The sequence below is a fragment of the Mycobacterium sp. NGS15 genome (assembly GCF_059813245.1).
In genome coordinates, this window is the sequence record NZ_JCALEF010000009.1 from 103,437 (window position 1) to 127,865 (window position 24,429).

At 64.8% G+C, this 24,429-nt stretch carries 11 protein-coding genes; 4 read left to right on the plus strand and 7 right to left on the minus strand.

From position 1 onward, the window contains the following. Window positions 1-3: 3 nt before the first annotated feature. Both AC5Y5C_RS24345 and AC5Y5C_RS24350 read right to left on the minus strand, forming a co-directional pair. Entirely contained in the window at window positions 4-468 is a 465-nt protein-coding gene (locus tag AC5Y5C_RS24345; RefSeq protein WP_499977200.1) for a VOC family protein, read from the minus strand. A gap of 46 nt (window positions 469-514) precedes the next feature. Next, entirely contained in the window at window positions 515-1,651 is a 1,137-nt protein-coding gene (locus tag AC5Y5C_RS24350; RefSeq protein WP_499977202.1) for a citrate synthase 2, read from the minus strand. Window positions 1,652-1,761: 110 nt separating this feature from the next. On the opposite strand from AC5Y5C_RS24350, the gene pdxH reads away from it, so the two are divergent. After that, on the plus strand, window positions 1,762-2,409 hold the full coding sequence (pdxH, locus tag AC5Y5C_RS24355) for a pyridoxamine 5'-phosphate oxidase (protein ID WP_499977203.1): 648 nt from the start codon (window positions 1,762-1,764) through the stop codon (window positions 2,407-2,409). A 29-nt stretch (window positions 2,410-2,438) separates the two neighbouring features. Here pdxH and kstD read toward each other — a convergent pair whose 3' ends face one another. Further along, window positions 2,439-4,127: a 3-oxosteroid 1-dehydrogenase gene (gene kstD, locus AC5Y5C_RS24360; protein ID WP_499977204.1), complete on the minus strand. Its 1,689-nt coding sequence runs from the start codon at window positions 4,125-4,127 to the stop codon at window positions 2,439-2,441. A 77-nt stretch (window positions 4,128-4,204) separates the two neighbouring features. Here kstD and AC5Y5C_RS24365 point away from each other — a divergent pair, with 77 nt between their 5' ends. Both AC5Y5C_RS24365 and AC5Y5C_RS24370 read left to right on the plus strand, forming a co-directional pair. Then, on the plus strand, window positions 4,205-4,801 hold the full coding sequence (locus tag AC5Y5C_RS24365) for a TetR/AcrR family transcriptional regulator (RefSeq protein WP_499977206.1): 597 nt from the start codon (window positions 4,205-4,207) through the stop codon (window positions 4,799-4,801). Between the two features lie 5 nt (window positions 4,802-4,806). Further along, a complete protein-coding gene (locus tag AC5Y5C_RS24370; RefSeq protein WP_499977207.1) occupies window positions 4,807-5,460 on the plus strand; it encodes a GAP family protein in 654 nt (217 codons plus the stop codon). Between the two features lie 24 nt (window positions 5,461-5,484). Here AC5Y5C_RS24370 and AC5Y5C_RS24375 read toward each other — a convergent pair whose 3' ends face one another. The 4 genes from AC5Y5C_RS24375 to AC5Y5C_RS24390 are packed head-to-tail and all read right to left on the minus strand — an operon-like array spanning window position 5,485 to window position 12,957. Beyond that, window positions 5,485-7,251 carry an AMP-binding protein gene (locus tag AC5Y5C_RS24375; RefSeq protein WP_499977209.1) on the minus strand — a complete coding sequence of 589 codons (1,767 nt, stop codon included), beginning with the start codon at window positions 7,249-7,251 and terminating at the stop codon, window positions 5,485-5,487. A gap of 15 nt (window positions 7,252-7,266) precedes the next feature. Further along, window positions 7,267-8,433, minus strand: coding sequence for an acyltransferase PE (gene pe / locus AC5Y5C_RS24380; RefSeq protein WP_499977210.1), 1,167 nt, complete (start codon window positions 8,431-8,433; stop codon window positions 7,267-7,269). Between the two features lie 51 nt (window positions 8,434-8,484). Then, window positions 8,485-11,502, minus strand: a complete 3,018-nt coding sequence (locus AC5Y5C_RS24385; RefSeq protein WP_499977212.1) for an MMPL/RND family transporter — start codon at window positions 11,500-11,502, stop codon at window positions 8,485-8,487. 33 nt (window positions 11,503-11,535) lie between these two features. Next, window positions 11,536-12,957 (minus strand): condensation domain-containing protein, encoded by a 1,422-nt coding sequence (locus tag AC5Y5C_RS24390; protein WP_499977271.1) that lies wholly within the window; start codon window positions 12,955-12,957, stop codon window positions 11,536-11,538. A 299-nt stretch (window positions 12,958-13,256) separates the two neighbouring features. On the opposite strand from AC5Y5C_RS24390, the gene AC5Y5C_RS24395 reads away from it, so the two are divergent. After that, window positions 13,257-24,416 carry an SDR family NAD(P)-dependent oxidoreductase gene (locus tag AC5Y5C_RS24395; protein WP_499977213.1) on the plus strand — a complete coding sequence of 3,720 codons (11,160 nt, stop codon included), beginning with the start codon at window positions 13,257-13,259 and terminating at the stop codon, window positions 24,414-24,416. Window positions 24,417-24,429: the final 13 nt, after the last annotated feature.

Sequence of the window (24,429 nt, forward strand, 5' to 3'; positions counted from 1 at the left end):
CCCTTAGTCGCCGCTACCCGCGGCGTACTTCTTGAGGTCTTCGGGGTTGACGATCTTGACCGGTTGACCCAATGACCACAGGTGTCCGAACGGATCCTTGATGACGCCGAAGCGGTCACCCCAGAACTGGTCTTCGAGCGGCATCTCGATGCTGGCCCCGGCGTCGACGGCGCGACCGAACCAGTCGTCGACATTGGGCACCGTGAGGTGAATGGTGACCGGGGTGCCGCCGAGCGCGGTCGGGGTGCTGGACTTGCCGTCGTTGTACTCGGGGAAGTCGTCGTTCATCATGATCGTCGTGCCGTTGATCTTGACGGCGGCGTGCATCACTTTGCCGTCGGGAGTCTCCAGCAGGCCAAGCTCTTCGGCGCCAAAGGCTTTCTTATAGAACTCGATCGCTGCGCGTGAGTCCTCGACGATGATGTAGGGGGAAACAGAGGGCACTACGGGAGGTACTTCGGAGGTCATGTGACCCACCCAACCACCTCACGCGTAGTGACGCCAGGACTTCGGGTTAAGCGCCCACTCGAGAGCGCAGAAGCCCGAATCCTTCCACCGATTCGATGGGGCGCGGCCCGGGCCCGACATAGAGCGCGGCCGGACGTACCAGCTTGTCGAGGCGCTTCTGCTCCATGATGTGCGCGCTCCAGCCCGCGGTGCGGGCGCAGGTGAACATCGCCGGCATCATGCGGGTAGGTACCTGCGCGAAGTCGAGAATGACAGCTGCCCAGAACTCGACATTGGTCTCGATGACGCGATCGGGACGACGTTCCCGCAGCTCGGTGAGGGCGGCCTGCTCGAGGGCGGCCGCCACCTCGTAGCGCGCGGCGCCGAGACGCTTGGCCGTGGCGCGCAGTACGCGCGCACGTGGATCCTCGGCGCGGTACACCCGGTGGCCGAAGCCCATGAGCTTTTCGCGGCGGTCCAGAATGCCCTTGATGACGCCGCGGGCGTCACCGGTCTTTTCGGCCTGCTCGATCATCGGCAGCACGCGGGCAGGCGCGCCACCGTGCAGCGGACCACTCATCGCGCCCACCGCACCCGAGAGGGCGGCAGCCACATCGGCACCGGTGGAGGCGATGACCCGGGCGGTGAACGTCGAGGCGTTCATGCCGTGTTCGGCGGCCGACACCCAGTAGGCGTCGATGGCCTCGACGTGCTTGGGGTCCGGCTCACCCTGCCAGCGAGTCATGAAACGCGAGGTGACGGTGGAACATTCGTCGATGATTTTTTGCGGTACGGCGGGCACGGAGCTGCCCCGCGCGGACTGGGCGACGTACGAGAGCGCCATCACCGAGGCCCGGGCCAGCTGGTGGCGGGCGATGGAGTCTTCGGTGTCCAAGAGCGGTTCGAAGCCCCAGATGGGTGCGAGCATGGCGAGTCCGGCCTGCACGTCGACGCGGACGTCTCCGGTGTGTACCGGGATAGGGAAGGGTTCGGCGGGCGGGAGTCCTTGGCCGAACTTGCCGTCGACCAACAGTGCCCACACATCACCGAAAGTCACCCGCTGGGCGACCAGATCGTCGATGTCGACACCGCGGTAGCGCAGCGCCCCGCCGTCCTTGTCGGGCTCGGCGATCTCGGTGGCGAAGGCGGTCACGCCCTCCAGTCCAGGTGCGAAATCCGCTGGTAGCGGCGCTGCAACCGTCATGATTCTCGACTCCCTACCTGTGGGTAACAACTCGGTAAAGGCGATTCTTGCACCCGCAATTAAGGGTGATTCTTAGTCGCCTCCCCCTCTCTTAAGCGCCCGCCTGTAGCGTGATTTTCGTGACCGAATGGCTGCGCTCGGACTACCGTCCCGGAGAGAAAGACGGTAGTGGCGATCTGGATGTTGACTGGCTCGCCGATGGCTGGCTTCCCTTGCTACACAAGTGGTTCGACCTCGCGGTGTCCTCGGGCATCCCCGAGCCGAACGCGATGGTGCTCGCCACCGTCGACGACGGACGGCCGGTGACGCGCACGGTGCTGTGCAAGGGGTTCGACTCCGCGGGTGTGACGTTCTTCTCAAACTACGACTCCGCCAAGGGGCGCCAGCTCGATCACACGCCGTATGCGAGTGTCACCTTTCCCTGGTATGCGCTGGGGCGACAGGTGCATGTGCGCGGTCGGGTAGCCAAGGTCGATCCTGCACAGACCGCCGACTATTGGACCAATCGGCCGCGTGGCTCGCAGCTGGGGGCGTGGGCGTCTCGGCAGTCTGCGCCGATCGAGTCGCGAGAGGCGCTGTTGGCCCAGCTCGATGACGTCACTGCACGGTTCGCCGATGTGGACGTGGTGCCGGTACCCCCGCAGTGGGGCGGCTACGTGATCGCTCCCGAGACCGTTGAATTCTGGCAGGGGCGGGAGAACCGCGTGCACAACCGGATCGTCGTCACCGATGGTCGGGTGCAGCGCCTGCAGCCGTGATGGATGAGCCGCTTGCGCGAAGACCGGTGTCAGGATGAGCCGCTTGCGCGAAGACCGGCGGCCAGATCGAGTGCGGCCAGATAGCCGAACACGAGGGCGGGTCCGATGGTGGCGCCCGGCCCCGCATAGGTGTGCCCCATCAGCGCGGAGCTCGCGTTTCCGGTGGCGTACAGCCCGGGTATGACGGAGCCGTCGGGACGCAGTGCACGCGCGCTGGCGTCGGTGTCGATACCACCCTTGGTGCCCAGATCGCCCGGCACCATGCGGGCCGCGTAGAACGGGGCCTGGTTCAGTTCTCCCAGGCTCGGATTGGGTTTGTTGGTGATATCGCCGTAGTAGTGGTCGTACGCGGACTCGCCGCGATGGAAGTCCTCGTCACGTCCGCTGCGCGCGAATTCGTTGAACCGGCCGATGGTGGATTCGAGTGCATGCGCGGCTATGCCGATCATCTGTGCGAGCTCGGTGATGCTGTTCGCCTTGATGATTGCGCCGCTGTTCAGCCAGGATTTGGGGAGCGGGGCACGCCCGGTGACGCCCGCGAAGGTGTAGCGGTTCCGATACGTCTGGTCAAAGATCAGCCATGCGGGCAGGTTCTCTGCGGGGCCCTTCCCGGCGCCGAACTGGCCGCCGAACATCTGGTGGGTGGCTTCGACATAGGGCAGTGATTCATTCATGAATCGCTGCCCGCGAGAGTTGACCAGAATGCTGCGGGGCAGCGATCGCTCGGCGAGCGCGAACCATGGCCCCTTGGGCAGCGGAATCGATGGCGCCCACCATGCGTCATCCATGAGAGATAGCGCGGCACCGGCTGTTTCGGCGGCAAGGATGCCATCGCCGGTGTTGGAGGCGGCGCCGATCGACCATTGCGCGCCCGCGGGTTCACGGTGGTGTTTCGCGCGCATCTGCGCGTTGTGGTCAAAGCCCCCGCACGCGATCATGACGCCGCGCCGCGCGGTGATGATGCCCTCATCGGTGACGATGCCGGTGACGCGACCGCCGGTCACAACGAGCTCGCGTAGCGGCGTGCTCAGCCGCACCGGGATGCCCGCATCCTTGATGCCGATGAAAAGCGATGCGACAAGGGCGCTTCCGACGCCGATGAGGTGCTGACGCCGAAGCTTGGCGATCGCGGAGCGGGCCCCGACTCGGAATATGTGCCAGGGGCCGCGCCAGTGCCGTAGCCCGGTGCTGAGCCACCGGTAGTCGGACTGTTTGACGACAACGTTCATCGGGACCTTCGTGTAGAAAGGCGCCATGGTGCCGACGTCAGGTCCAAGCCGCCGCGCATCGAACGGCTTTGGTTCGCAAGATCTTCCGCCCGGGCGCCCGCCCGGGACTTCCGGAAAGTAGTCGGAGTAGCCGCGCACCCATTCCAGATTGAGTGCGGAGTTGTCGGCGAGGAACTTCAGTGCCTCGGGGCCTCGGTCGATGTAGGCGTTGATGCGGTCTGTGGCGGCGTACGGGCCAATGATGTGGTGCAGATAGGTCCGCGCGTCATCGAGCTCTTCGGTGGATGACTTTCCGGACGATTTCGCGAGGAAGTGGTTTCCGGGGATCCAGACGCCGCCTCCCGATCGCGCGGTGGAGCCGCCCCATTGGGCGGCCTTCTCCACGATGACGACCGATAGGCCATGCAGCTTGGCGGTGATCGCCGTGGACATGCCTGCGGCGCCCGAGCCCACCACGACGACATCGAAGATCTCGCTCACCGCGACCATCCTTCTTGCGAGTTAGCATCTACATGACAGTAACTGTCAAATTGCCATGACGTGGACTGTGTGTCAAGGTCAGACATATGACTGGCTCGCTGCGATCACGTCAGCGGATGAGGGTGCGCAGCGACATCTACAACGCAGCCATCACTCTTTTCGCCGAGCGCGGGTTCCACACGGTGACTACCGAGGAGATCGCGGCCGGGGCGGGGGTTTCGGCGAGCACCTACTTCCGGCATGTGAATGCCAAGGAAGATCTGCTACTCGCCCCCTTGCTCATCAGCGGTGACGCGATCACCACCAGATTTTCCCAGAGACCCAGGGGCGAAGCGGTTCCGGTCGCATTGGCGGCGGCCATTTCCGAGCGCAGCGCTGAGGTCGACGACGACGAGCTACATCGTTGGCGCACGGCGATACTGACGGCCCCGGAATTGATGGCCCGGGTATCCCTTATCTCGGCGCAGGACCGCGAGCAATTGACCGCGATCGCGGCCGGCCGGATGGGGCTCGACGCCGTGGCCGATCAGCGCCCCGGGCTGATTGTGCACATGCTGCTCGCCGCCGCGGAATTCGGTTTCCAACGGTGGTTGGGGCCGGATGCCAACCGGCCGCTGGGCGCCTGTGTCGAGTCGGCGCTCATGGCGGTTCTCGATCTGCGCACGGAATGGTCGCGGCCCTGACACCCATGTGGATCACCCTGCTGGTGATGGCCATCGCCGTCAGCTTCGAACCCTTCCGTCTGGGTATGACGGTGCTGATGCTGAATCGGCCACGCCCGCAGCTGCAGTTGCTCGCGTTCCTGAGTGGTGGGTTCGCGATGGGGACGGCGGTAGGGCTGGCGGTGCTGTTCGCCTTTCGGCATGTGTCAACGGGATCGGCGCAGTTCACGTTGCCGCGGGTGCAGGTCGGCATCGGGGTGGCGGCACTGCTGGTCGCCGCGTTGGTGGCCTCGCGTGTGCGGGGTCCTGCCTCCAACGCGCAGTTGGACAAGGTCTCCGGGCGTATTCAGTCCATAGCGACCGGCGGATCGCTATGGGTGGCCGCGGTCGCGGGGCTGGGGATCGCGCTGCCCTCGGTCGACTTCCTGGCCGCACTTGCCGTGATCGTGGCCTCGGGCACAGCACCGGCCACGCAGGTCACCGCGCTGCTGATGTTCAATGTCATCGCCTTCGCGCTGATCGAAGTTCCGTTATTGGCTCATGTCGTCGCGCCGGAGCGAACCGCCGAGGCGATGGCACGGCTGAACAGCTGGATACAGTCCAACCGCCGCCGCAATATCGCGCTGGTGTTGGGCCTGGTCGGATGCGTATTGCTCGTGGTCGGGCTTGCCGGCATCTGACAGCCCCTTCGATGCCGGATGGGCTCAGGCGACTCCGACGCGAGTGTCCGCGTCCAATCGGGTGAATTGGTCTTGGAGATACTGCTCGACACAGGCTGCGCGCCGGATCTTGCCGCTCGTCGTGGTGGGAAGCGACCCGGCGGGCACGAGAACGAGATCTCCGGCATTTACGCCGTGCTCATTGGATATCGCCGAGGTGACCTCGTTCTTGATCTCCTTGAGCCAGCGCGCCGCCTCGGCGGAATCGTCGCGCTTCTTGAGCTCGATGACGGTGACCAGCTTCTCGGTGCTGTCGAACGGGACCGATATCGCCGCGACTCGGCCACGCGTGATCTCTTGAACCGTCGCCTCGATGTCCTCGGGGTAGTAGTTACGTCCGCGGATGATCAGCAGGTCTTTGATACGGCCGACAATGAAGAGCTCACCCTCGGAGATGAAACCGAGGTCACCGGTTCTCAGCCAGGGCCCATCCGGGGTGCCCGGTGACGGGTCGAGCACCTTTGCCCCGAAGCACCGCTGCTCGTCCGGCGGCTTACGCCAGTAGCCGGAGGCGACATTTTCACCGTGCACCCAGATCTCGCCGACTGTGTCCGGTGCGCACTCCCGGTGTGTGTCGCTGTCGATGATCCGCACGGCGGGGGATTGCGGCACATGGTATTTGACCAGTGCTGTGCCCTTCCCGGCCGGGCAACGCTGCACGCGGCCCGCAGACAGCTCTTCGACATCGAAATGGGTCGCGGGCGCTGCCTCGCTCCATGTCCCCGAGGCCACGAAAACCGTTGCCTCCGCCAGCCCATAGGAGGGCCGCATCATGCTGTCCTGGAAATTGAAGTGCGCAAACCGGTCCACGAAGCGTCGTAAGGTGGCTTGCTCGACGCGCTCGGCGCCGCTGATGATGCCGAGCACCCCACCGAGGTCGAGTCCGGCCAGGTCGCTGTCGGAGGTCTTGCGCGCCGCCAGATCAAAGGCGAAGTTGGGCGCCGAGGAAAACGGATGAGGATTTTCGGCGAGCGCCCGCATCCACCGGGCAGGCTTTTCCAAGAAGGCCATGGGACTGGTCAACTGGGCGCGAAAGCCGCCCAGGATGGGCGCGCAGACGCCCAACACCAAACCCATGTCGTGGTAGAAGGGCAGCCACGACACGATCGTGACATCAGACGGGATTTTGACCCCGGCGTCCGCAAAGAGGCAGCGCATCAATTGCTCGAAGTTCACCTGGAGATTGCGATGCGAAAGCTCGACCCCGGTCGGCGTTCGGGTTGAGCCCGAGCTGTACTGCAAGTACGCGATGTCGGGCATGACGGCCGGCGCGATGCTCGGTCCGCTGTCGATATCGAGCCGCAACGTATCGATTTCGATGATCTTGGGGGCAATCTCGAGGCGCGACTGATCGACGTAATCGCCGACGTCCCCGGCGACCGCCGACGTCGTGAGTACCACTGAGGGCGACGTGTCGTCGAAGACTGCACTCACTCGATCGAGGCTCGAGCCGCGGTGCGGCAGCGGGAGCGGCACCGCGATCAGCCCGGCCTGCATAGACCCGAGGAAGGCCAGGATGTACTCGAGGCTCTGCGGAGCCAGGATCAGCGCCCGGTCTCCGACCGATGCGTGCTGGCTCAGTTCGCGGGCCACATTGAACGTGCGGCGCGACAACTGCGACCACGTGAGGCTCTGGGCAACACCAGCCGGATTGTGGGCGTAATCGGTGAAGGTGAATGCGATGTCATCGGGGCGCAGACTGGCCCGTCCGTGAAGCATCGAGAGGATGGATGACTGGGTTGAAGGTGTCATAGTGTTTTGTCCGTACTAATTGGGAGGGGTCGAGCGGGTGCCGTTGCCCAGCACGGCCAGGGCGCCGCTGGTGATCTGTGAAATCGGATCGGAGCCGCCACCGAATGTCGCTTGCGAGGCCGGCGCCGTGACTTGCGCGGGGTCGAAGCCGCGCGTCGGGTCCACAGTGATCGGTGCTGTCGCGGGATCATCGTTACGCGAGTAGCCGGCATCGACTCGGGGCTGCAGGATTGCGTCGAGTCTGTTCAGCGTTTCCTCGGGTACCCCGAGATACTTGAAGCCCAGCACCAGCGGAAGATGTTGCTCAGGGATGAAGTAGGTCGTTGTCGACCCTCCCCGGGAGTTGAACTCCGTCCGGATGTTCTGCGCCGGAACCATTTTCGGGTTAGTGAACGCAATCGCGGTGTGACCGGTGGCCAGGCCCGCGATGGCGTTGGCAACCGCAAACAGGTTGTCCGGCCGGTCCGGCCAGTCCGCGATGCTGTCATAGGCGGAGATGAACTGATCGGTGTGGTACTGACTCTCCACCGGGGCCGGCACCGGGTAGTCCATGAACGGCACGACGGAACCGACGGGGAAGTTCTGCGTCAGGAAGCTCTCGCTGAAGGGGCTTTTCGCGATCGGATCGCCGAACGTCGCGAAGGTCAATGAATCCGGCGCCGGCGCGGTCGGATCGGTTGCCAACGCCGATTTGACGGCGTTCAGCACGAGCGCTCCCTCGGACAACCCCATCGCGGTGCCGGGACCGCCGGTGCGGACGGCATTTTCGAGATTCGGTTCTCCGATGTCGATCGACTCACCGATGCTGGGGCCGTCCAGACCCAGGCCGGGCAGGATCTTCTCTCCTACCGGACCGATGCCGGGGAAAAGACGTTCCAGGGTGTGGCCCTGCACCTGCCCCGCGGGGTACCAGATGTTTGCCCGCTTCATGCCCGGGAACCAGTCCTTGCCGGTCATCCGGATGTACTCGTCATAGGGGATACCGAGCACGTGCGCGCCGCCCAGGGCGTATGCGGTCCGGTCCGGCGATACCGGTGCGGCCATCGGTACCCCGTTGGCCGAGATTCCGGGGATCGGCGGACCGGGAACCTGCTGGTCGTCGGCGACCGCGGACGGGATGCCGAAACAGCCTGCCATGCTGGCGACTACCAGCAGGGCCGCTCCTGCGAGGAAGTCTTTCATCCGTGCTCCTGACCGCTCGGCTTCATTTCAGTCTCACATACATTTCGCGTGCTAGCCCGCCTGCGTTGCCGGTTCAGCGGGTGGCGGGGACGTCACCGATGGTTTCCGGGCGCTGACCTGCGAGGGCCACCAGTTGGCCCGGCCCACCAATGCCGCGATGGCCGGCACCGTGATGGTCCGAACGACGAAGGTGTCCAGCAGGATTCCCACACCGATCACGAAGCCGCCTTGGACCACGATTCCAATGCTAGAGAAGAGCAGGCCGCCCACCGATGCAGCGAAGATCAGCCCGGCCGCCGTGATGACGCCACCTGTGGAGTTCAGCGCACGGATAATGCCGTAGCGCACGCTATTCATCGACTCGTCCCGCATTCGAGATACGAAGAGCATGTTGTAGTCCGCACCCACCGCGACCAGCACCACGAACGCCAAGGGCGGCACGGTCCAATGCAGCTGCTGGCCGAGTAGGAACTGGAATGTCAGTACCCCGATGCCGATGGCCGCGAAGTAGGAAAGCACCACCGAACCGACGAGATACAGGGGTGCGACGATCGCCCGTAGCAACACCATCAATGTCAGCAGTACGACGATGAGCGTCGCCGCGATGATGAACTGAATGTCGTGCTGGTAGTAATCGCGCGTGTCTCTCAGCGCGGTCGGGAACCCGCCCATCGATATCGTGGCGTCGGCCAGCGTGGTGTTGGGCTGGGCGCCCTTGGCGACGTCACTGATCTGGTTGACCTGGTCCATCGCCTCGGGGCTGAACGGGTTGAGTTTCGTCTGAACCAAGTACCGCACCGAGTGGCCGTCCGGTGAGATGAATGCCTTGGCGGCCCTTTGGAAGTCCGGATTGCTCAGCACTTCGGCGGGAATGTTGAAGCCCGCCTGTGACGGATCCGCGGCATTGTTCTTCATCGTCAGAAGGAAGTTCGATGCCTGGTTGAGGCCGTTGACGATCACCTTGATCTGTCCGACGAGTTGATCCACACCGCCTGCCACCTGCTTGCTGCCGCCGGCCAGGCGGTCGGCGCCCTGCCGCAGCTGGTTGAGTCCGGCCTGCGGGCCGCCGGCCTTGTCCAGGCCCATGGCCTGCAGACCGTTGACGACGCCCAGGAGCGAGGCGTTCAGCTTGGTCACCGTCGCGGAGAGGGTGGCCTTATTGCCCTGGGAATTCCCGAGCTGATGAGCGAGCTGATTGATTTCGTCGAGGCGGCCGCTATTGCGCTCGCCGACGAGCCGCTCGAACTGACCGCGGGTGGTGCTGCAAGAGGCATCGGCATCGCAGACCGGGTTGGCCTGTAGCGCGTTCAAGACCGGGTTGATCCAGGCGAACATGTCCTTGGCGGTGGAGAAGTTCCACCCCATGTCGTTGGCGAGCGCGTTGATGGCATCGACGAGCTTGGCGGCGTTGTCCACGTTCTGCACCAGCTCGTCGCCGCCGGATTTGGTCTTGAGGGAGGCCGATGCGTCGAGCAGACTCTGCAGACCCGGGACGATCTTGTTGAGCTGGGTGCGTAGGTCACTCAGGCTGCCGGCCAGGGTGTTGGCCCCGGATGTAAGTCGATTGAGGTCGCTGCTGCGCTGACTGATCTGGTTGGAGCCGTCAGCCAGCCGGGTGCCGACGAGCCCCGCCTGATAGGTGGCCCTGAATTCCGGGGGCACTTCGCCGAGCGGGCGGGTGACGCCGCTGACCAGGCCCACCTCCGGGAGCTGGGCAATACGAGACGCCATCTGTTCCAGGTCGGCGAGGGCCTGCGGGGTGCGCAGGTCACGCGGTGACTGGATCAGGATGTACTCGGGAATCGACTGGCTGAGGGGGAAGTGGCGTTCCAGTGCGGCGTACCCGACAGAACTCGGTGCCGACGGCGACACCGCCTTGCGGTCGTCATAGTTGTAGCGCGCGAGGAGCGCGCAGCTTCCGAGCAGGGCCAACACCAGCACACTGGCAACCAGGTGGGGAATCGGCCGGCGCACGATGCGGATGCCGGAGCGCCGCCAGAACTGGGCAGTCAGCTCGCGCCGTGGTCGGACCCAGCCGCGAGGCCCGGCGAGCACCAGGATCGCGGGCAGCAGGGTCATGCCGGACAGGTATGCGACGCCGATCCCGATCGCGGACGACACGCCGACCGTTTGGAAGACGCCCATCTTGGCGAAGCTCAAGAGCAGGAAGGTGATACCCACGGTCGTGGCCGATGCGGTAATCACCTTTCCTATCGACATCATCGCGGCCCGGACCGCCTGGTCGTAGGTCTTACCCGACCGCAGATAGTCGTGATAGCGACTGATGAGGAAGACCGCGTAGTCGGTACCGGCGCCGGCCAGGATCGCGCTCAGGAACACGATGGATTGGTTCGAGACGCCCGCACCGGTCAGGTGCGAGTAGGCCGCCACCACGGCCTGTGCGATCACCAGTGACGAACCGATCGTCACCAACGGAAGCATCATGGTCAGTGCGCTGCGATAGACCAGTAACAGCACCGCGAGCACCAGGATGCCGATCGCGAGTTCGATCGGCAGACGATCCTGCTCGCCTGCGACGGTGAGGTCGGCAACGGTAGCCGCGGGACCGGTGATGTGCACGGTTGTCGGACTGCCGTCGATGCTGTGCTGGATAAGGCCGGTCACCCGGTTGTAGGAGTCGAAGGCTCGAGGCGTACCCAACTCGCCCGCGAGACCGATCGGCAGAACCCAGGTCTTGTTGTCCTGACTCGTCAGGAACTTTCGCAATTCGGGCGTACCGATGAAGTCCTGCACCGACACGACGTTCGTGAGGTCGTGCCGGACCGCGTCCACAACTTTGCGGTAGGTCGCCGCGTCGTCCGGCCCCAGGCCGTTCTCGTTGATGAACACGACGAGCAGGAGATCGTCGTTACTCGATTCGTGGAACGCCTCGGTCATCTTCTTGGCGGCAACACTCGACGGCGCGTCGGCGGGCAGGATCGCGAGCGGATGCTTCTGTGCCATCTCGGTGAGTGAGGGGAAGGTCAATGGCAGCGCGATGGCCAGCGCGACCCAGGCGCCGATCACCGCCCATGGCCACCGCACCACGAAATCGGCTAGCCGCCGCATATCTTCCTCACCCTCACTTTGATGTTGCTCAAGCTACGCGACGCGTCCCCAGTGCCCGCTGTCAGCGACCCGCACGCACACCGACTTCATCGCCTCCATGTAGCGCAGAGACGACTTCTCGGCGATGGGGTTGTCGGGGTGCATGATTGCCATCGCCGTGCCCTCCCCGTAGCGGAATATGTAAATCGTCAGCTGATAGGAGAAGCGGCCGTCCGGATAGATTCCGATGTTGTCGGCAAGGCCCAGCTCGCCCGCCGCGAGAATGGCGTTGAGCGGAGCCGCGCCCCCGTGGAAGAAGTTCGACACCGGAAAGTTCGGTTGCGGCCATTTCAGCCACGGTGCTAATTCCAGTACCCGGTAATACGGCACCCGGGACATGTCCAGACTGGAATCGAAGGCGGTCTGTGCGGCGTACGCGGCATCGTTGAAGGAGGTTGCCGCGATCGGAACGGTGATCGGGATCAGGCCGGTGAACCAGCCTTGCGTCATGAAGTTGTCGCTAGCTGTGCGGGAATCCCTCGGCGTCAGACCGTAATACGTGAGCGCCCCGGTGAATTCGTGCTCAACCAGACCGAGGCAGGCGAACAAGCCACCGACAAACCGCGAGCCGGCCGTCGAGCACGCGGACTCGAATCGCTCCGTCTGCTCCGGGTTCATCAGAGACAGCGACGTCATGGTGCTGTTGGTCGCTTCCGACGGGTTGCCCAGCGGAAGCGGGAACTCGGGGAAGGTTCCATTGTTGTTCTCGGCAAAGTCAATCCACGCGCGCACCCCGGGTGAGTCCAGGGTCAACGCCGATGTGTACTCGCGCTCGCGAGTGCAGAAGTCGTCAAAGCTGCCGGGATCGGGAAGTGCGAGAGGCTGGCCGCCTCCGCTCAGCGCCGAGTACATTCCGTTGGCTTCCATCATCGTGGTGCCGATCAACGTCGCGTCGCCATGCACGTGGTCCATGGCAGCGAAAAACGTAAAGTGGTTCTCGCTCTGGATGATTCCAAAGGTGAAACATCCCCATTCCAGTGGACTCGGTATGTCGATGACGTGACTGCGTATTTCATCGACAGTCATGTGCCCTTGCGTTACAGGCGCGAACTCGATATCGCCCGGATCGCTGATGGTGCGTCTTACAAACGTCTCGTCGTCGGTGCGCTCGAACCAGCTGCGGAAGGTGTCGTGCCTACGCAGATATGTGTTGAGGGCATGGTCCATCGCGGCGATGTCGCATTGGCCGGCGACATCGCAGCTGGCGATGATTTGGCGAGAGAAGTTTAGGCCAGCTGCGTTCCGTTCGTAGTAATTTCGCAGATGTTGACTCTGCATGTAGCTGACTGGCACCAAACTCACAGGTGCTTTCAGGGCTTTCTCTGCCGCGGCTGCGGTGGGGTGCCACGAGGTGACGGAGCCGGGGCTCAACGTCCATTCATCAAGTGCGCCAACTGTTATCGTGCCTATGCGCAAAGCGCCGTCCTCTCGTTCGGCCGGCCCCGCTCCGGCATCTCTCATCGCTGGCCCAACATACCCTCGGTTTGACCGCATAGCCGCCGGTCGACCAAGGCCTGGAAACCCCATGCGCCACATGGCATACCGAGAATAACTAGAACTCACTGTCTCGGTAACCGTGAAGTTTGGGAACACCAGTGCGCACGATACTTGTTCGGCTAGAGTCGCGTTCGCACCCGCCGATGTCCCGAGTCACATTCTCGCCCGACGACGTCGAGGGCCACTCTCCCCACCCGCCGACGCAAGGAGGCCACAGCATGGAATCCGCTGACCATCCGATCAAGCCAGCCCCACGTTTTGCAATCATCGGATATGCAGCGCGTTTTCCCGGTGCCGCTAACGCGGACGAGTTCTGGGACGTGCTGCGCGATGGCCGTGACGCGATATCGGAGGTACCCGCCGACCGGTGGGATGCCGACGAATTCTTTGACCCCGAACCCGGAGCTCCAGGCAAGGTGGTGACCCGTCGTGCGGGCTTCGTCGATGACGTGACGGGGTTTGACGCACCATTCTTCGGCATGTCGACGCGCGAGGTCAGGCTGATGGACCCGCAGCATCGACTGTTGCTGGAGATGGCCTGGCGGGCGGTGGAGCATTCCGGAATTGCCCCAACGGATTTGGCGGAGACCAATGCCGGCGTGTTCGTCGGTTTGGCCACCCACGACTACCTGGGAATGGCATCCGATGAGCTAACCTTCCCCGAGATCGAGGCCTACATGGCCATCGGTACCTCGAACGCCGCGGCAGCGGGGCGGATCAGCTACCGGCTGGGACTGCAGGGCCCCTCGGTTGCCGTCGATACAGCGTGCAGTTCGTCATTGGTAGCAATTCATCAAGCGTGCCAAGCGCTTCAACTCGGAGAGTGCGATCTCGCACTGGCGGGCGGCGCGAACGTCCTGCTGACCCCCGCGACGATGATCACGTTCTCTCACGCGCACATGCTCGCGCCCGACGGTAAGTGCAAGACCTTCGACGCGGCCGCGGACGGCTATGTGCGTGGCGAGGGATCCGGTGTCATTGTCATCAAGCGCCTTGAGGACGCGATCCGCGATGGAGACCGGATCCGGGCTGTGATCCGGGGCAGTGCGATTAACCAGGATGGCGCATCGGGCGGGTTGACGGTGCCCAATGGCGTTGCTCAGCAGCGGGTTATCGCCGATGCGCTCAAGCGTGCAGGCGTCGCACCCAGTGATGTCGGGTACCTTGAGGCGCACGGCACCGGGACATCGCTGGGCGATCCGATCGAGGCTCAGGCGGCCGGCGCGGCCTATGGCATTGGCCGTGAAGCGAACGACCCGTTGTTAATCGGCTCGGCGAAGACGAACATCGGACATCTGGAGGCGGCCGCGGGCATCGCGGGTGTCATCAAGGTCGTCTTGTCGCTCGAGAACGAGTTGTTGCCACAGCACCGCAACTTTCAGAATCCGTCCCCGCACATTCCCTGGGACCGGCTTCCGGTGGAGATCGTCAAGGAGGCGACTGCCTGGGAGCGCAGCGGCCGGCCGCGTATTGCGGGTGTCAGCTCGTTCGGATTCGCCGGGACCAACGCTCACGTCATCCTCGAAGAGGCCCCCGAGCAAGCAGCCGCACCGATCGAAGCCGAAACGGCCGGAGAGCCCCCGTCGGATGTCGCCGGCGCTGCGGCTCCGAGATTCAGCATTCTGCCGCTCTCGGCACGCACCCCCGCCGCGTTAGTGCAGATCGCCGACCAGTACCGCAGCTGGTTGAACGCACACCCGGAAGCGACGTTGGCGGATGTGTGCTTCACCGCCGGAGTGGCGCGAGCGCACTTGGAGCACCGGGCCGCGTTGGTGGTCAATTCGCGAGAAGCCGCGGTGGAGCTGCTCGGCGCTGTCGCCGACGACCGCCCGGCCACGGGTCTTGGCCGTGGCGAATCCCATGACACGCCGAAGACCGCGTGGCTGTTCACCGGTCAGGGCAGCCAGTACCCGGGTATGGCCCGAGAGCTGTTCGACACCGAGCCGGTGTTCGCTGAGACACTGAAGCAGTGCGCGGCAGTGGTCGCCGACGTTCTCGAAAAGCCTTTGCTGGATGTCATTTTCGACGTGGACGGGCCGGAGGCCGGGGAGGCGCTGCGGCAGACCTCCTACGCGCAACCCGCCTTGTTCGCGGTGGAGATGGGCCTGGCCCGACTCTGGCAGTCGTGGGGCTTCGAGCCGGACGTGGTGTTGGGTCACAGCGTCGGCCAGTACTCAGCGGCCTGTGTCGCGGGTGTGTTCAGTCTGGAGGACGGCGCACGGCTGATGGCCGAGCGCGGCCGGCTGTTCGGCAGCCTGCCGGCGGGTGGACGAATGGCGGCGGTGTTTGCCGCTGCCGAGCGGGTGGAGAGCTTGACCGACGACTTCCCCAGCCTGTCGGTTGCTGCCTACAACGGTGCTAACACCGTATTGTCAGGTCCCGCACAGGATCTGGAAAAGGCGGTGGCGGGGCTGGTTGCCGAGGGAGTGCGTTGCGACTTCCTGGAGACCAGTCACGCGTTCCATTCGGCTCTGCTGGACCCGATTCTGGACGAATTCGAATCATATGCGGGTCAGTTCAATTACAAGACCCCACAACGGATTCTGATCGACAATAGGACCGGCGCCGCGCTTGGCAGGAGTACGAAAATTGATGGCGCCTACTGGCGTCGCCACGCGCGCCAACCGGTGGAGTTCGCCAAGAGCGTGCGCACCCTCGCCGATCTGAACTGCAAGGTGTTGCTCGAGATCGGTCCACAACCGGTGCTTACCGCAGCGGCCCTGCGGGCGTGGCCCGACCCGGCCACCGCACCGCGGGCGATTGCGTCGCTGCGTCGAAACACCGCAGACCACCGACAAATCACTGAAGCCGCTGCCGACGCGTACGTCCTGGGTCACGTGCCCAACTTCGGGGCGCTCCGGCACGGGCTCGCGCGAAAGCTCGACCTACCCACGTATCCGTTCGAGCATCGCCAGTACTGGTTCAGCGATAAGCGTGACGCTGACGGACGGGACACCACGAATCGGCAACGAAGTGCTGGCGGCCCGCGCACCGAGGCCTTTCGGCTGCTCGAGGATGGAAAGATCGAGGAACTCGCGAATCTCCTCGGTGGTGCCGGTGGTGATCAGCAGACCCTGGCTGTGCTGACTAAGCTTGCGGCACAACACAACCAGCAGCGCAGCACCCAAACCATCGCGGCCGACCGTTACCAGTTCCGCTGGGAGAAGTCGCCGACGCCACTGTCCGGTACGGATAACGGTGCGGGCATCACCTGGATTCTCGTAGGCGAGGTATCTGATGCGGCAGCACCGCTGGTCGACGCGCTGACCGCGCGTGGGCACCAGCATTTGGTCCTCGGGCTGCCGGCGTCCGATGCCGACGAGCAACAGCTCGCAGCTGCGTTGCGCGCTGCGGCAGCAGACGCCTCGGCGCAGGAACAAGGACTCCGCATCGTGCACGTCGCCGCCCTCGACGCGGGTGCACCCTCGGCGCGGTCTCTGCTGCGCATGCAGCATCAGGTGCTGGCCGGTACGCGGCGCCTTTTCCGCGCGGCGGCCGCTGCTGAGTTGCGAGCTCCCATCTGGGTGCTCACCCAGGGCGCGCAGCGCATCACCGACGCCGACACCGTGGCGCCGGAACAGAGTGCCTTGTGGGGATTCGGCCGTGCGGCAGCGCTGGAGCTGCCGCAGGTGTGGGGCGGACTTGCCGATCTAGCTGATGCCAGTGCTCAGGAATGGTCACAGTTCATCGCGCGGGCCTCCGCATCGACTGAGGCGGCCGTCAGAGAAGACCAGATCGCGCTGCGCGATCATGCCGTCTACGTTCCCCGGCTGGTTCGGCGTGAGGAACTGCCGAGCGGCAAACCGCTGGAAGTGCGTGATAACGCAACGTATTTGGTGACCGGTGGACTGGGCTCGATCGGGCTGGAGATTGCCGGATATTTGGCCGAACGTGGTGCCAAGAATCTGGTGCTGACGAGTCGGCGCGAACCCAGCGAGGGTGCGCGTCAGCGCATCGACGCACTGGGTGCACAGCACGGCTGCGAAGTCCGGGTCGTCACCGCCGACGTCGCGGATGCGCACGACGTTGCACGCCTACTGGCGGGTGTGCAGGCGGAGCTGCCGCCGTTGGCGGGCATTGTCCACGCTGCAGGAGAGATCGGTACCACCCCGCTCAGCGACCTCGACGGTCCATCTCAGCAAGCCGAGACGGATCGCGTCTTCGCTGGCAAGGTTTGGGGTGCTTGGCATTTGAGCGAAGCCGCAGCTGACCTGAAGCTCGACTTCTTCATCAGCACCTCTTCCATCGCCTCGGTATGGGGTGGCTTCGGTCAGACCGCATACAGTGCGGCCAATGCCTTCCTCGACGGGCTCGCCTGGCGTCTCCGCGAGCAAGGCGTTGCCGGAACCAGCGTCAATTTCGGTCCGTGGACGGCTGGCATGGCGGACGCCGAATCCCGTGCGCGGCTGGAGCAACGTGGGATCAAGACGTTGTCGCCGGCCGATGCACTGGCCGGCCTGGCCGATGTGGTGGCGGCCTCCCCGTCGAACGGCGGGGTGCAGGGCGTCATCGCCCGCATCGACTGGGCCCGTTTTCTGCCGCTCTACCAACAGGCAGGAAGGCGAGCATTCCTGGCGGAGCTGGAGCACGAGGTGCCCTCGCACCTGGCCGCATCGCCGGCGGTCACGCAGTCGGGCAACACGCAGTTGGTCGAGCGGCTCGCGAGCGCTCCCATCCAGCAGCGCAAGAAGCTGCTGACCGACTACCTGCGCGACGCGGTGGCAGAGGTGACACGCGTGGACGTATCGGAGATCCGTGAGGATGCGGGGTTCTTCGACCTCGGCATGGATTCGCTGATGGCCGTCGAATTGCGGCGTCGCATGGAGCAAGGTGTCGGCAAGGAGATACCTGTCACCCTGGTGATGGATCATCCCCGCATTTCCGATGTTGCCGACTACCTCCTGGGCGAGGTACTCGGGCTCAACGAGCAGGTCAAGGCCGCGCCTCGACAGGCGGCGGCGACACGCACGGACGAACCGATCGCGATCGTCTCGGTATCGTGCCGATTCCCGGGCGCGCCCGATCCGGAAGCCTTCTGGGACTTGCTATCCGGCGGTGTCGATGCGATCCGGGAGGTCCCGGAGGACCGTTATGACATCGACGAGTTCTACGATCCGGATCCGGAGACTGCGGGCAAGACCTACACACGCTTTGGTGGATTCCTCGACGGCATCGATGGGTTCGATCCCGAATTCTTCGGCATCTCCCCGCGCGAGGCCGTCTGGATCGAGCCACAGCAACGGTTGATGCTCGAAACGGTGTGGGAGGGCCTGGAGCGGGCCGGTTACTCGCCGGCCGCATTGCGCGGCAGCCGAACCGGCATCTTCACGGGAGTGGGCGCCAATGAGTATGCGCATCTGTTGTCGTCGGAGTCGCTCGACAAGATCGAGCCGTACTTCATCACCGGCAACGCGCTCAACGCCATCTCGGGCCGTGTTGCTTTCGCACTGGGATTTGAAGGGCCCGCGGTGGCCGTCGATACCGCGTGCAGCTCGGCACTGGTGGCCGTTCATCAGGCTGTCCAGGCCTTGCACTCCGGCGACTGCGATTTGGCAGTGGCCGGCGGCGTGAACGTTCTGCTGAGCCCCGTGACGGTGATCGCCGCCTCACGCGCCAGAATGCTGTCACCGGTCGGTCGATGCAAGACGTTCGACGCGTCCGCCGACGGCTACGTGCGCAGCGAAGGCTGCGGAATCCTGGTGCTCAAGAGACTCAGCGACGCCCAGCGCGACGAGGACCGGATCCTTGCCGTGATTCCTGGCAGCGCGGTGAACCAGGACGGGGCCTCCAGTGGCCTGACTGTGCCCAATGGTGGTGCACAGCAACGTCTTATCGGTACGGTGCTGGACCGGGCCGGCCTGGCAGGCGGGGACGTCGACTACCTCGAGGCGCATGGCACGGGCACTCCGTTGGGTGATCCGATCGAGGTACAGGCGGCCGCGGCGGCCTACGGCGGCTCGCGTGACGCGGACCGGCCGCTGCTGATGGGATCGGTGAAATCCAATATCGGTCACACCGAATCGGCTTCCGGCGCGGCAGGTCTCATCAAGGTGGTGCTGTCACTTCAAAACCGGGTGCTGCCACAGAGCCTGCACTTCGAGAAGCCCTCTCCGCATATCCCATGGGACTCGTTGTCGGTGCGTGTGGTGGACAAGGCCATCCCGTGGGAGGCCAATGGCCGGCCCCGCCGCGCCGGTGTGAGTTCTTTCGGATTCACCGGAACCAACGCGCACGTGTTGATCGAGGAAGCGCCGCAACGACCGACGGACATAGCTGAGGGTGTTACCGAGGTACCGGACTCCGCGCCGGAACTGCAGGGCGACCAGGTGAGCGTGCTCCCGCTGTCGGCGAGGTCACCGGAGGCATTGGTCGCGATGGCCCAGCGCTATGAATCGTGGTTGACCGCCCATCCCGGTGTCGACATCGAAGATGTGTGCCTCACTGCCGGTAGAGGCCGGTCGCACTTCGAGCATCGTGCCGCGCTAGTCGTGGATTCGGTAAAGGCCGCGCGTGAGGGGCTGGCCGAGCTGGTCCAGAACCGTCTGCGCCCCGGTGTGGTCCGTGGCGAGCACACGAATCATCCGACGACGGCATGGCTGTTCACCGGGCAGGGTAGCCAGTACCCCGGTATGGCGCGCGAGCTGTTTGACGCCGAGCCGGTTTTCGCCGAGACCGTGACGCGTTGCGCGGAAGCGGTCAAGGACATCGTGACGAGTCCATTGCTCGACGTGATGTTCGCTACCGATCGCGAAACGGGTGGAGAAGCTGGGAAAGTCCTGCGGCACACTTCCTTCGCCCAGCCGGCAATCTTCGCCGTCGAGATGGGCCTGGCCCGACTCTGGCAGTCATGGGGCATCGAGCCGGATGTGGTGCTGGGGCATAGCGTCGGCCAGTACGCCGCCGCATGCGTGGCGGGGGTGTTCAGCCTCGAGGACGGTGCGCGACTGATCGCCGAGCGGGGCCGACTGTTCGGCAGCCTTCCCGAGGGTGGACGCATGGTGGCCGTGTTCAGCGACGCCAAGCATGTCGAGCGGATCGGGGGCGATTTCCCGCGGGTATCGATGGGTGCCTACAACGGACCGAACACCGTGCTCTCGGGCCCGGGCGAGGATGTGCAACAGGCGGTCGCGCGGTTCGAGGAAGAGGGCATCCGCTGCACCTGGCTGGAGACCAGCCACGCCTTCCATTCGGAGTTGTTGGACCCGGTTCTCGACGAGTTCGAGTCGTACGCAGCGCAAGTGCAGTTCGCCACCCCGACGTTGCCGTTGGTGTGCAACCGCACGGGTGCCGTGCTGACGGCGCAGACTCCGATCGATGCTCAGTACTGGCGTCGGCATTCGCGCCAGCCGGTGCAGTTCGCCGAAAGCGTGCGCACCGTCGCCGCGCTGGGGTGCTCGGTGCTGATGGAGATCGGCCCGCAGCCGGTACTGACCGGCGCCGCGGTGCAGGTGTGGCCGGAGCACTTGGCCGCGCCCCGGGCGATTGTCTCGCTGCGCAAGGGTGTTGGCGACCGGCGCCAGATCGCCGAGGCGCTTGCCGCCGCGTACGTCGGCGGACATCGGCCCAATTTCGCTGCACTGCAACGTCACCCCCGTAACACGCTGGAGTTGCCGACCTATCCCTTCCAGCGCCGCCGCTTCTGGCCGAAGTCGTCCGGTGCCGCCATGGACGGCGGCGTGGGCGGGGCAACCTCCGGCATCTTGGGTAGAGGCGAGGATCTGGCCTCCGGAGATTCCGTGTACATCAGCCGGTTGTCGGTCAGGTCGCAGCCATGGCTGTCCGACCACGTCATCTACGGCACCGTCGTCGTCCCCGGCGCGACGTATGCCGCGATGGCGCTGGCCGCCGTCGGCACTCCGGCACGGGCCAAGGATGTGTTCTTCTACGAGCCGATCATCTTGCCGGAGAAGAGCTCTCGTGAAGTGCAGCTGACTTTGCATCCGTTGGAGGATGGCAGTGGGTCGAAATTCCAGGTGCACAGCCGTCCCTACGGTGAACGCGACGTTGATTGGTCGTTGAACGCCGAAGGCACCGTCGTCACCGGTATCGGCGAAGATGCTGACGAGTCGACACCGGGGACCGAAGAGGCGACGGAGCCCATTGATGCGGCCATCGAGCGGATGGAACGCATGCGCCCGATGGAGCTCTTCGAGATCTTTGCCGACCTGGAATTGTCCTGGGGCCCAACCTGGTCTGGTTCCCTGAAGTCCCTCTGGCTCGGCCAGGGTGAGGCCATTGGCGATGTTCTCGTCGGCGAGGAACTTGCCGAACAGCTCGGCACCGAGCCGATGCATCCGGTGCTGATGGACCTGTGCACCGGTGTCGCGTTCCCGGCGTTCCCGGCGCTGCTCGCGGCAGAGCAGGGTATCAACGACCTGTTCCTGCCCTTGCGGTATGGACAGGTGACGTTGAAGGAGAAGATGCCCAGGCGTTTCTACTGCCGTGCACGCTGGCACGAGAGCCCACTGGACAGTGAGACGCAGGTCTTCGATCTGGATTACCTCGATCGGGATGGTCGTCATCTGGGTGGGATTCGCGAGTTCACGGTGAAGCGTGCGCCGCGCGAGGCGCTGCTGCGCGGCCTCGGCGGCGATGCCACCCGGCTGCTGTACACCCTCGGCTGGCATGAGGTTCCGGTCCCACCTGTGGAGGACGCAGTCGGAGAGGCAAGCGGTACATGGCTGGTCGCGGGATTCGACGAGCTCGCCGCGAAGGTGCCGGGCTGCATCCCGATCGACCGCACGACCGATCCGGAACTGCTCGGGCAGGTGCTGGAGCATGCCAAGGAGCGCGGCGTGCCGTTCTCCGGTGTTATCTGGCGTGCCATCGGTCCGAGCGCGGAGGAAGGTGCCGGTTTCTCGGACACTGAGATCGCGCGCCTCGAAACGGAGATCGCCAACCTGCTCAGTGCCGTGCACACGGTGCAGAACGGCTCCCAAAATGGCGTCAAACTGCCCGGTGGACTGTGGATTGTCACCGAGCGGGCGGTGGCCACCGAGTCCGGCGAGCCGGTCGACCCGGTGCAGGCGGCGCTGTGGGGATTCGGGCGCACCACCATCAACGAGGAACCGGCGCTGCGTGCCAGGCTCGTCGATTGCGACGGTTCGCCGGAGGCCGTGCAGGCGCTGGCGAACCTGTTGGTCGCTCCCGGACACGAGCCGGCGGAGCCGGAAATCGCTGTGCGGCAGGGCAAATTGCTGGCCTCCCGGCTGCTGCCGTGGTCACGCAGTGGCAATCTCACGGTGCCGCGCGGAAGTGATTACGCCCTGTTGCCCACCGAACGGGGGGCTATCGACAACCTCCGTATCACCGAAAAGGAAGTACCGGCACCGGACGAGGGCTACGTGCAGGTGCGGGTGGAGGCCGCTGGTCTCAACTTCCGCGACGTGCTCAACGTGCTGGGCCTGTACCCGGGCGACCCCGGCCCTATCGGCGGTGACTTCGCCGGTGTTGTCACGCAATTGGGTGAGGGCGTTACCGAAGTCGAGGTGGGTCAGCGGGTCTATGGCTCCATGCAGGGTGCCTTCGCCAGCCGGTTCAACGTGCCGGCGCAGTTCCTGGCGCCGATTCCCGACGGGGTCAGCGCGGTCGAGGCCGCCACGATTCCCGCTGCGGCGCTGACGGTCCGGTTAGCATTCGATTGGGCGCAGCTCAGGCCCGGTGATCGGGTGCTCATCCACGCCGCTAGTGGTGGCGTGGGATTGGCCGCCATCCAGATGGCGCAACAGTGCGGTGCGGAGGTCTATGCGACGGCGAGCACCTTCAAACGGGCAACGGTGCGCAAGCTCGGTGTCAAGCATGTCTACGATTCGCGCACAACGGATTTCGCTGATCAGATCCTGGCGGACACCGACGGCGCCGGTGTCGACGTGGTGCTCAACAGCCTGACCAGTGAAGGTTTCGTTGAGGCGACCGTGCGGGCCACCGCCAAGAACGGCCGTTTCGCCGAGATCGCCAAGCGCGATATCTGGACTCCGGAGCAGATGGCCGAGGCCCGACCCGATATCGCCTACGAGATCGTCGCGTTGGACACGGTGATGTTCCAAGAGCCCGAGCGAATTCGCGCCTTGCTGACTGAGGTGTCGGACGGGCTGGCCAAGGGGGAGTGGACGCCGCTGCCCGCGGAGATCTACCCGCTGACGGAGGCCAGGACGGCGTTCCGCCGCATGCAGCAGGCCCGGCATATCGGCAAGATCGTGTGCCAGATGCCGAATCCGCTGGCACCGCGGCCGGATCGGACCTACCTGATCACGGGTGGTCTCGGTGCGATCGGTCTGCACACCGCGGCGTATCTGGCCCAGCTCGGTGCCGGTGACATCGTATTGACCAGCCGCCGTGCGCCCGACACCGACGCGCAGCGGTCGATCGAGGAGATCACCGAGCGCTCCAAGACCCGCATCCACGTCTTCACTGCTGATGTCGGTGAAGAGTCCGAGGTTGCGGAGCTCCTGGAGCGGATCCGTGCGGAGCTGCCGCCACTCGCGGGCGTCGCGCATCTGGCGGGCGTGCTCGATGATGCGCTGCTCGGTCAGCAGAGTGTGGAGCGGTTCCGGACGACGTTGGCGCCCAAGGCGTTCGGCGCCGGATACCTGGATAAGTTGACGCAGGACGACGAGCTGGACTTCTTCATCGTGTCCTCCTCGGTGTCCAGCCTGTTCGGTTCACCCGGTCAGTCCAACTACGCAACGGCTAACGCGTTGCTTGACGGCCTGATCGCGCAGCGCAGGGCACAGGGCCTGCCGGCCACCGGTGTCAACTTCGGCCCGTGGGGGCAGGGAGGCATGGCCTCCTCGGAGGCGGCGACCGCGAACATCAGTGCGCAGGGTCTGATTCCGTTGGATCCTTCGGCGGCGCTCGCGGCTCTCGCCGAGGTCATCGCCAACGGCACCGGCCAAGCCACCGTCATCAAGGCCAACTGGCAGCGCGCCGCGAAGGTGCTGGGCAGTTCGCGTCCGCCGATCCTGGACCTCGTCTTGCCCAGTGCCATCGGAGAGGTGACCGGTGACAGCGAGTTGCTCAAGCAGCTGATGGAGATCCCGGTGCCGCAGCGGGCCGGATTCGTGACCGAATTCCTTCAGCGCGAGGTACAGAACTTCCTGCGACTGGCCCAACCGCCGGCCGCAACGAGCCGGTTCCTTGACCTCGGCACGGATTCGCTGATGGCGATCGAACTCCGCAACCGGCTGCACAGCCAGTTCGGCGGCAAGTTCACCATCAACGCGACCGCGGTGTTCGACTACCCGACCATCGGTGGTCTCGCCGAGTATCTCGTGGCTCAGCTGCCGGACGCGGAATCCGAATCGGAGGAGGCGCAGCCCGCTGCCGACTCGGCGGCGGCAGCCACGCCATCTGACGCAGTATCCGAGCCGAAGGAGTGATTCGGCGGTCTCC

Bases quoted from the DNA above. Each gene is read 5' to 3' on its own strand.
- AC5Y5C_RS24395 (WP_499977213.1), top strand. From the start codon at position 13,257: ATGGAATCCGCTGACCATCCGATCAAGCCAGCCCCACGTTTTGCAATC.
- kstD (WP_499977204.1), bottom strand. From the start codon at position 4,127: ATGGTCGCGGTGAGCGAGATCTTCGATGTCGTCGTGGTGGGCTCGGGC.
- AC5Y5C_RS24375 (WP_499977209.1), bottom strand. From the start codon at position 7,251: ATGACACCTTCAACCCAGTCATCCATCCTCTCGATGCTTCACGGACGG.
- pe (WP_499977210.1), bottom strand. From the start codon at position 8,433: ATGAAAGACTTCCTCGCAGGAGCGGCCCTGCTGGTAGTCGCCAGCATG.
- AC5Y5C_RS24350 (WP_499977202.1), bottom strand. From the start codon at position 1,651: ATGACGGTTGCAGCGCCGCTACCAGCGGATTTCGCACCTGGACTGGAG.
- AC5Y5C_RS24370 (WP_499977207.1), top strand. From the start codon at position 4,807: ATGTGGATCACCCTGCTGGTGATGGCCATCGCCGTCAGCTTCGAACCC.
- AC5Y5C_RS24345 (WP_499977200.1), bottom strand. From the start codon at position 468: ATGACCTCCGAAGTACCTCCCGTAGTGCCCTCTGTTTCCCCCTACATC.
- AC5Y5C_RS24365 (WP_499977206.1), top strand. From the start codon at position 4,205: ATGACTGGCTCGCTGCGATCACGTCAGCGGATGAGGGTGCGCAGCGAC.
- AC5Y5C_RS24385 (WP_499977212.1), bottom strand. From the start codon at position 11,502: ATGCGGCGGCTAGCCGATTTCGTGGTGCGGTGGCCATGGGCGGTGATC.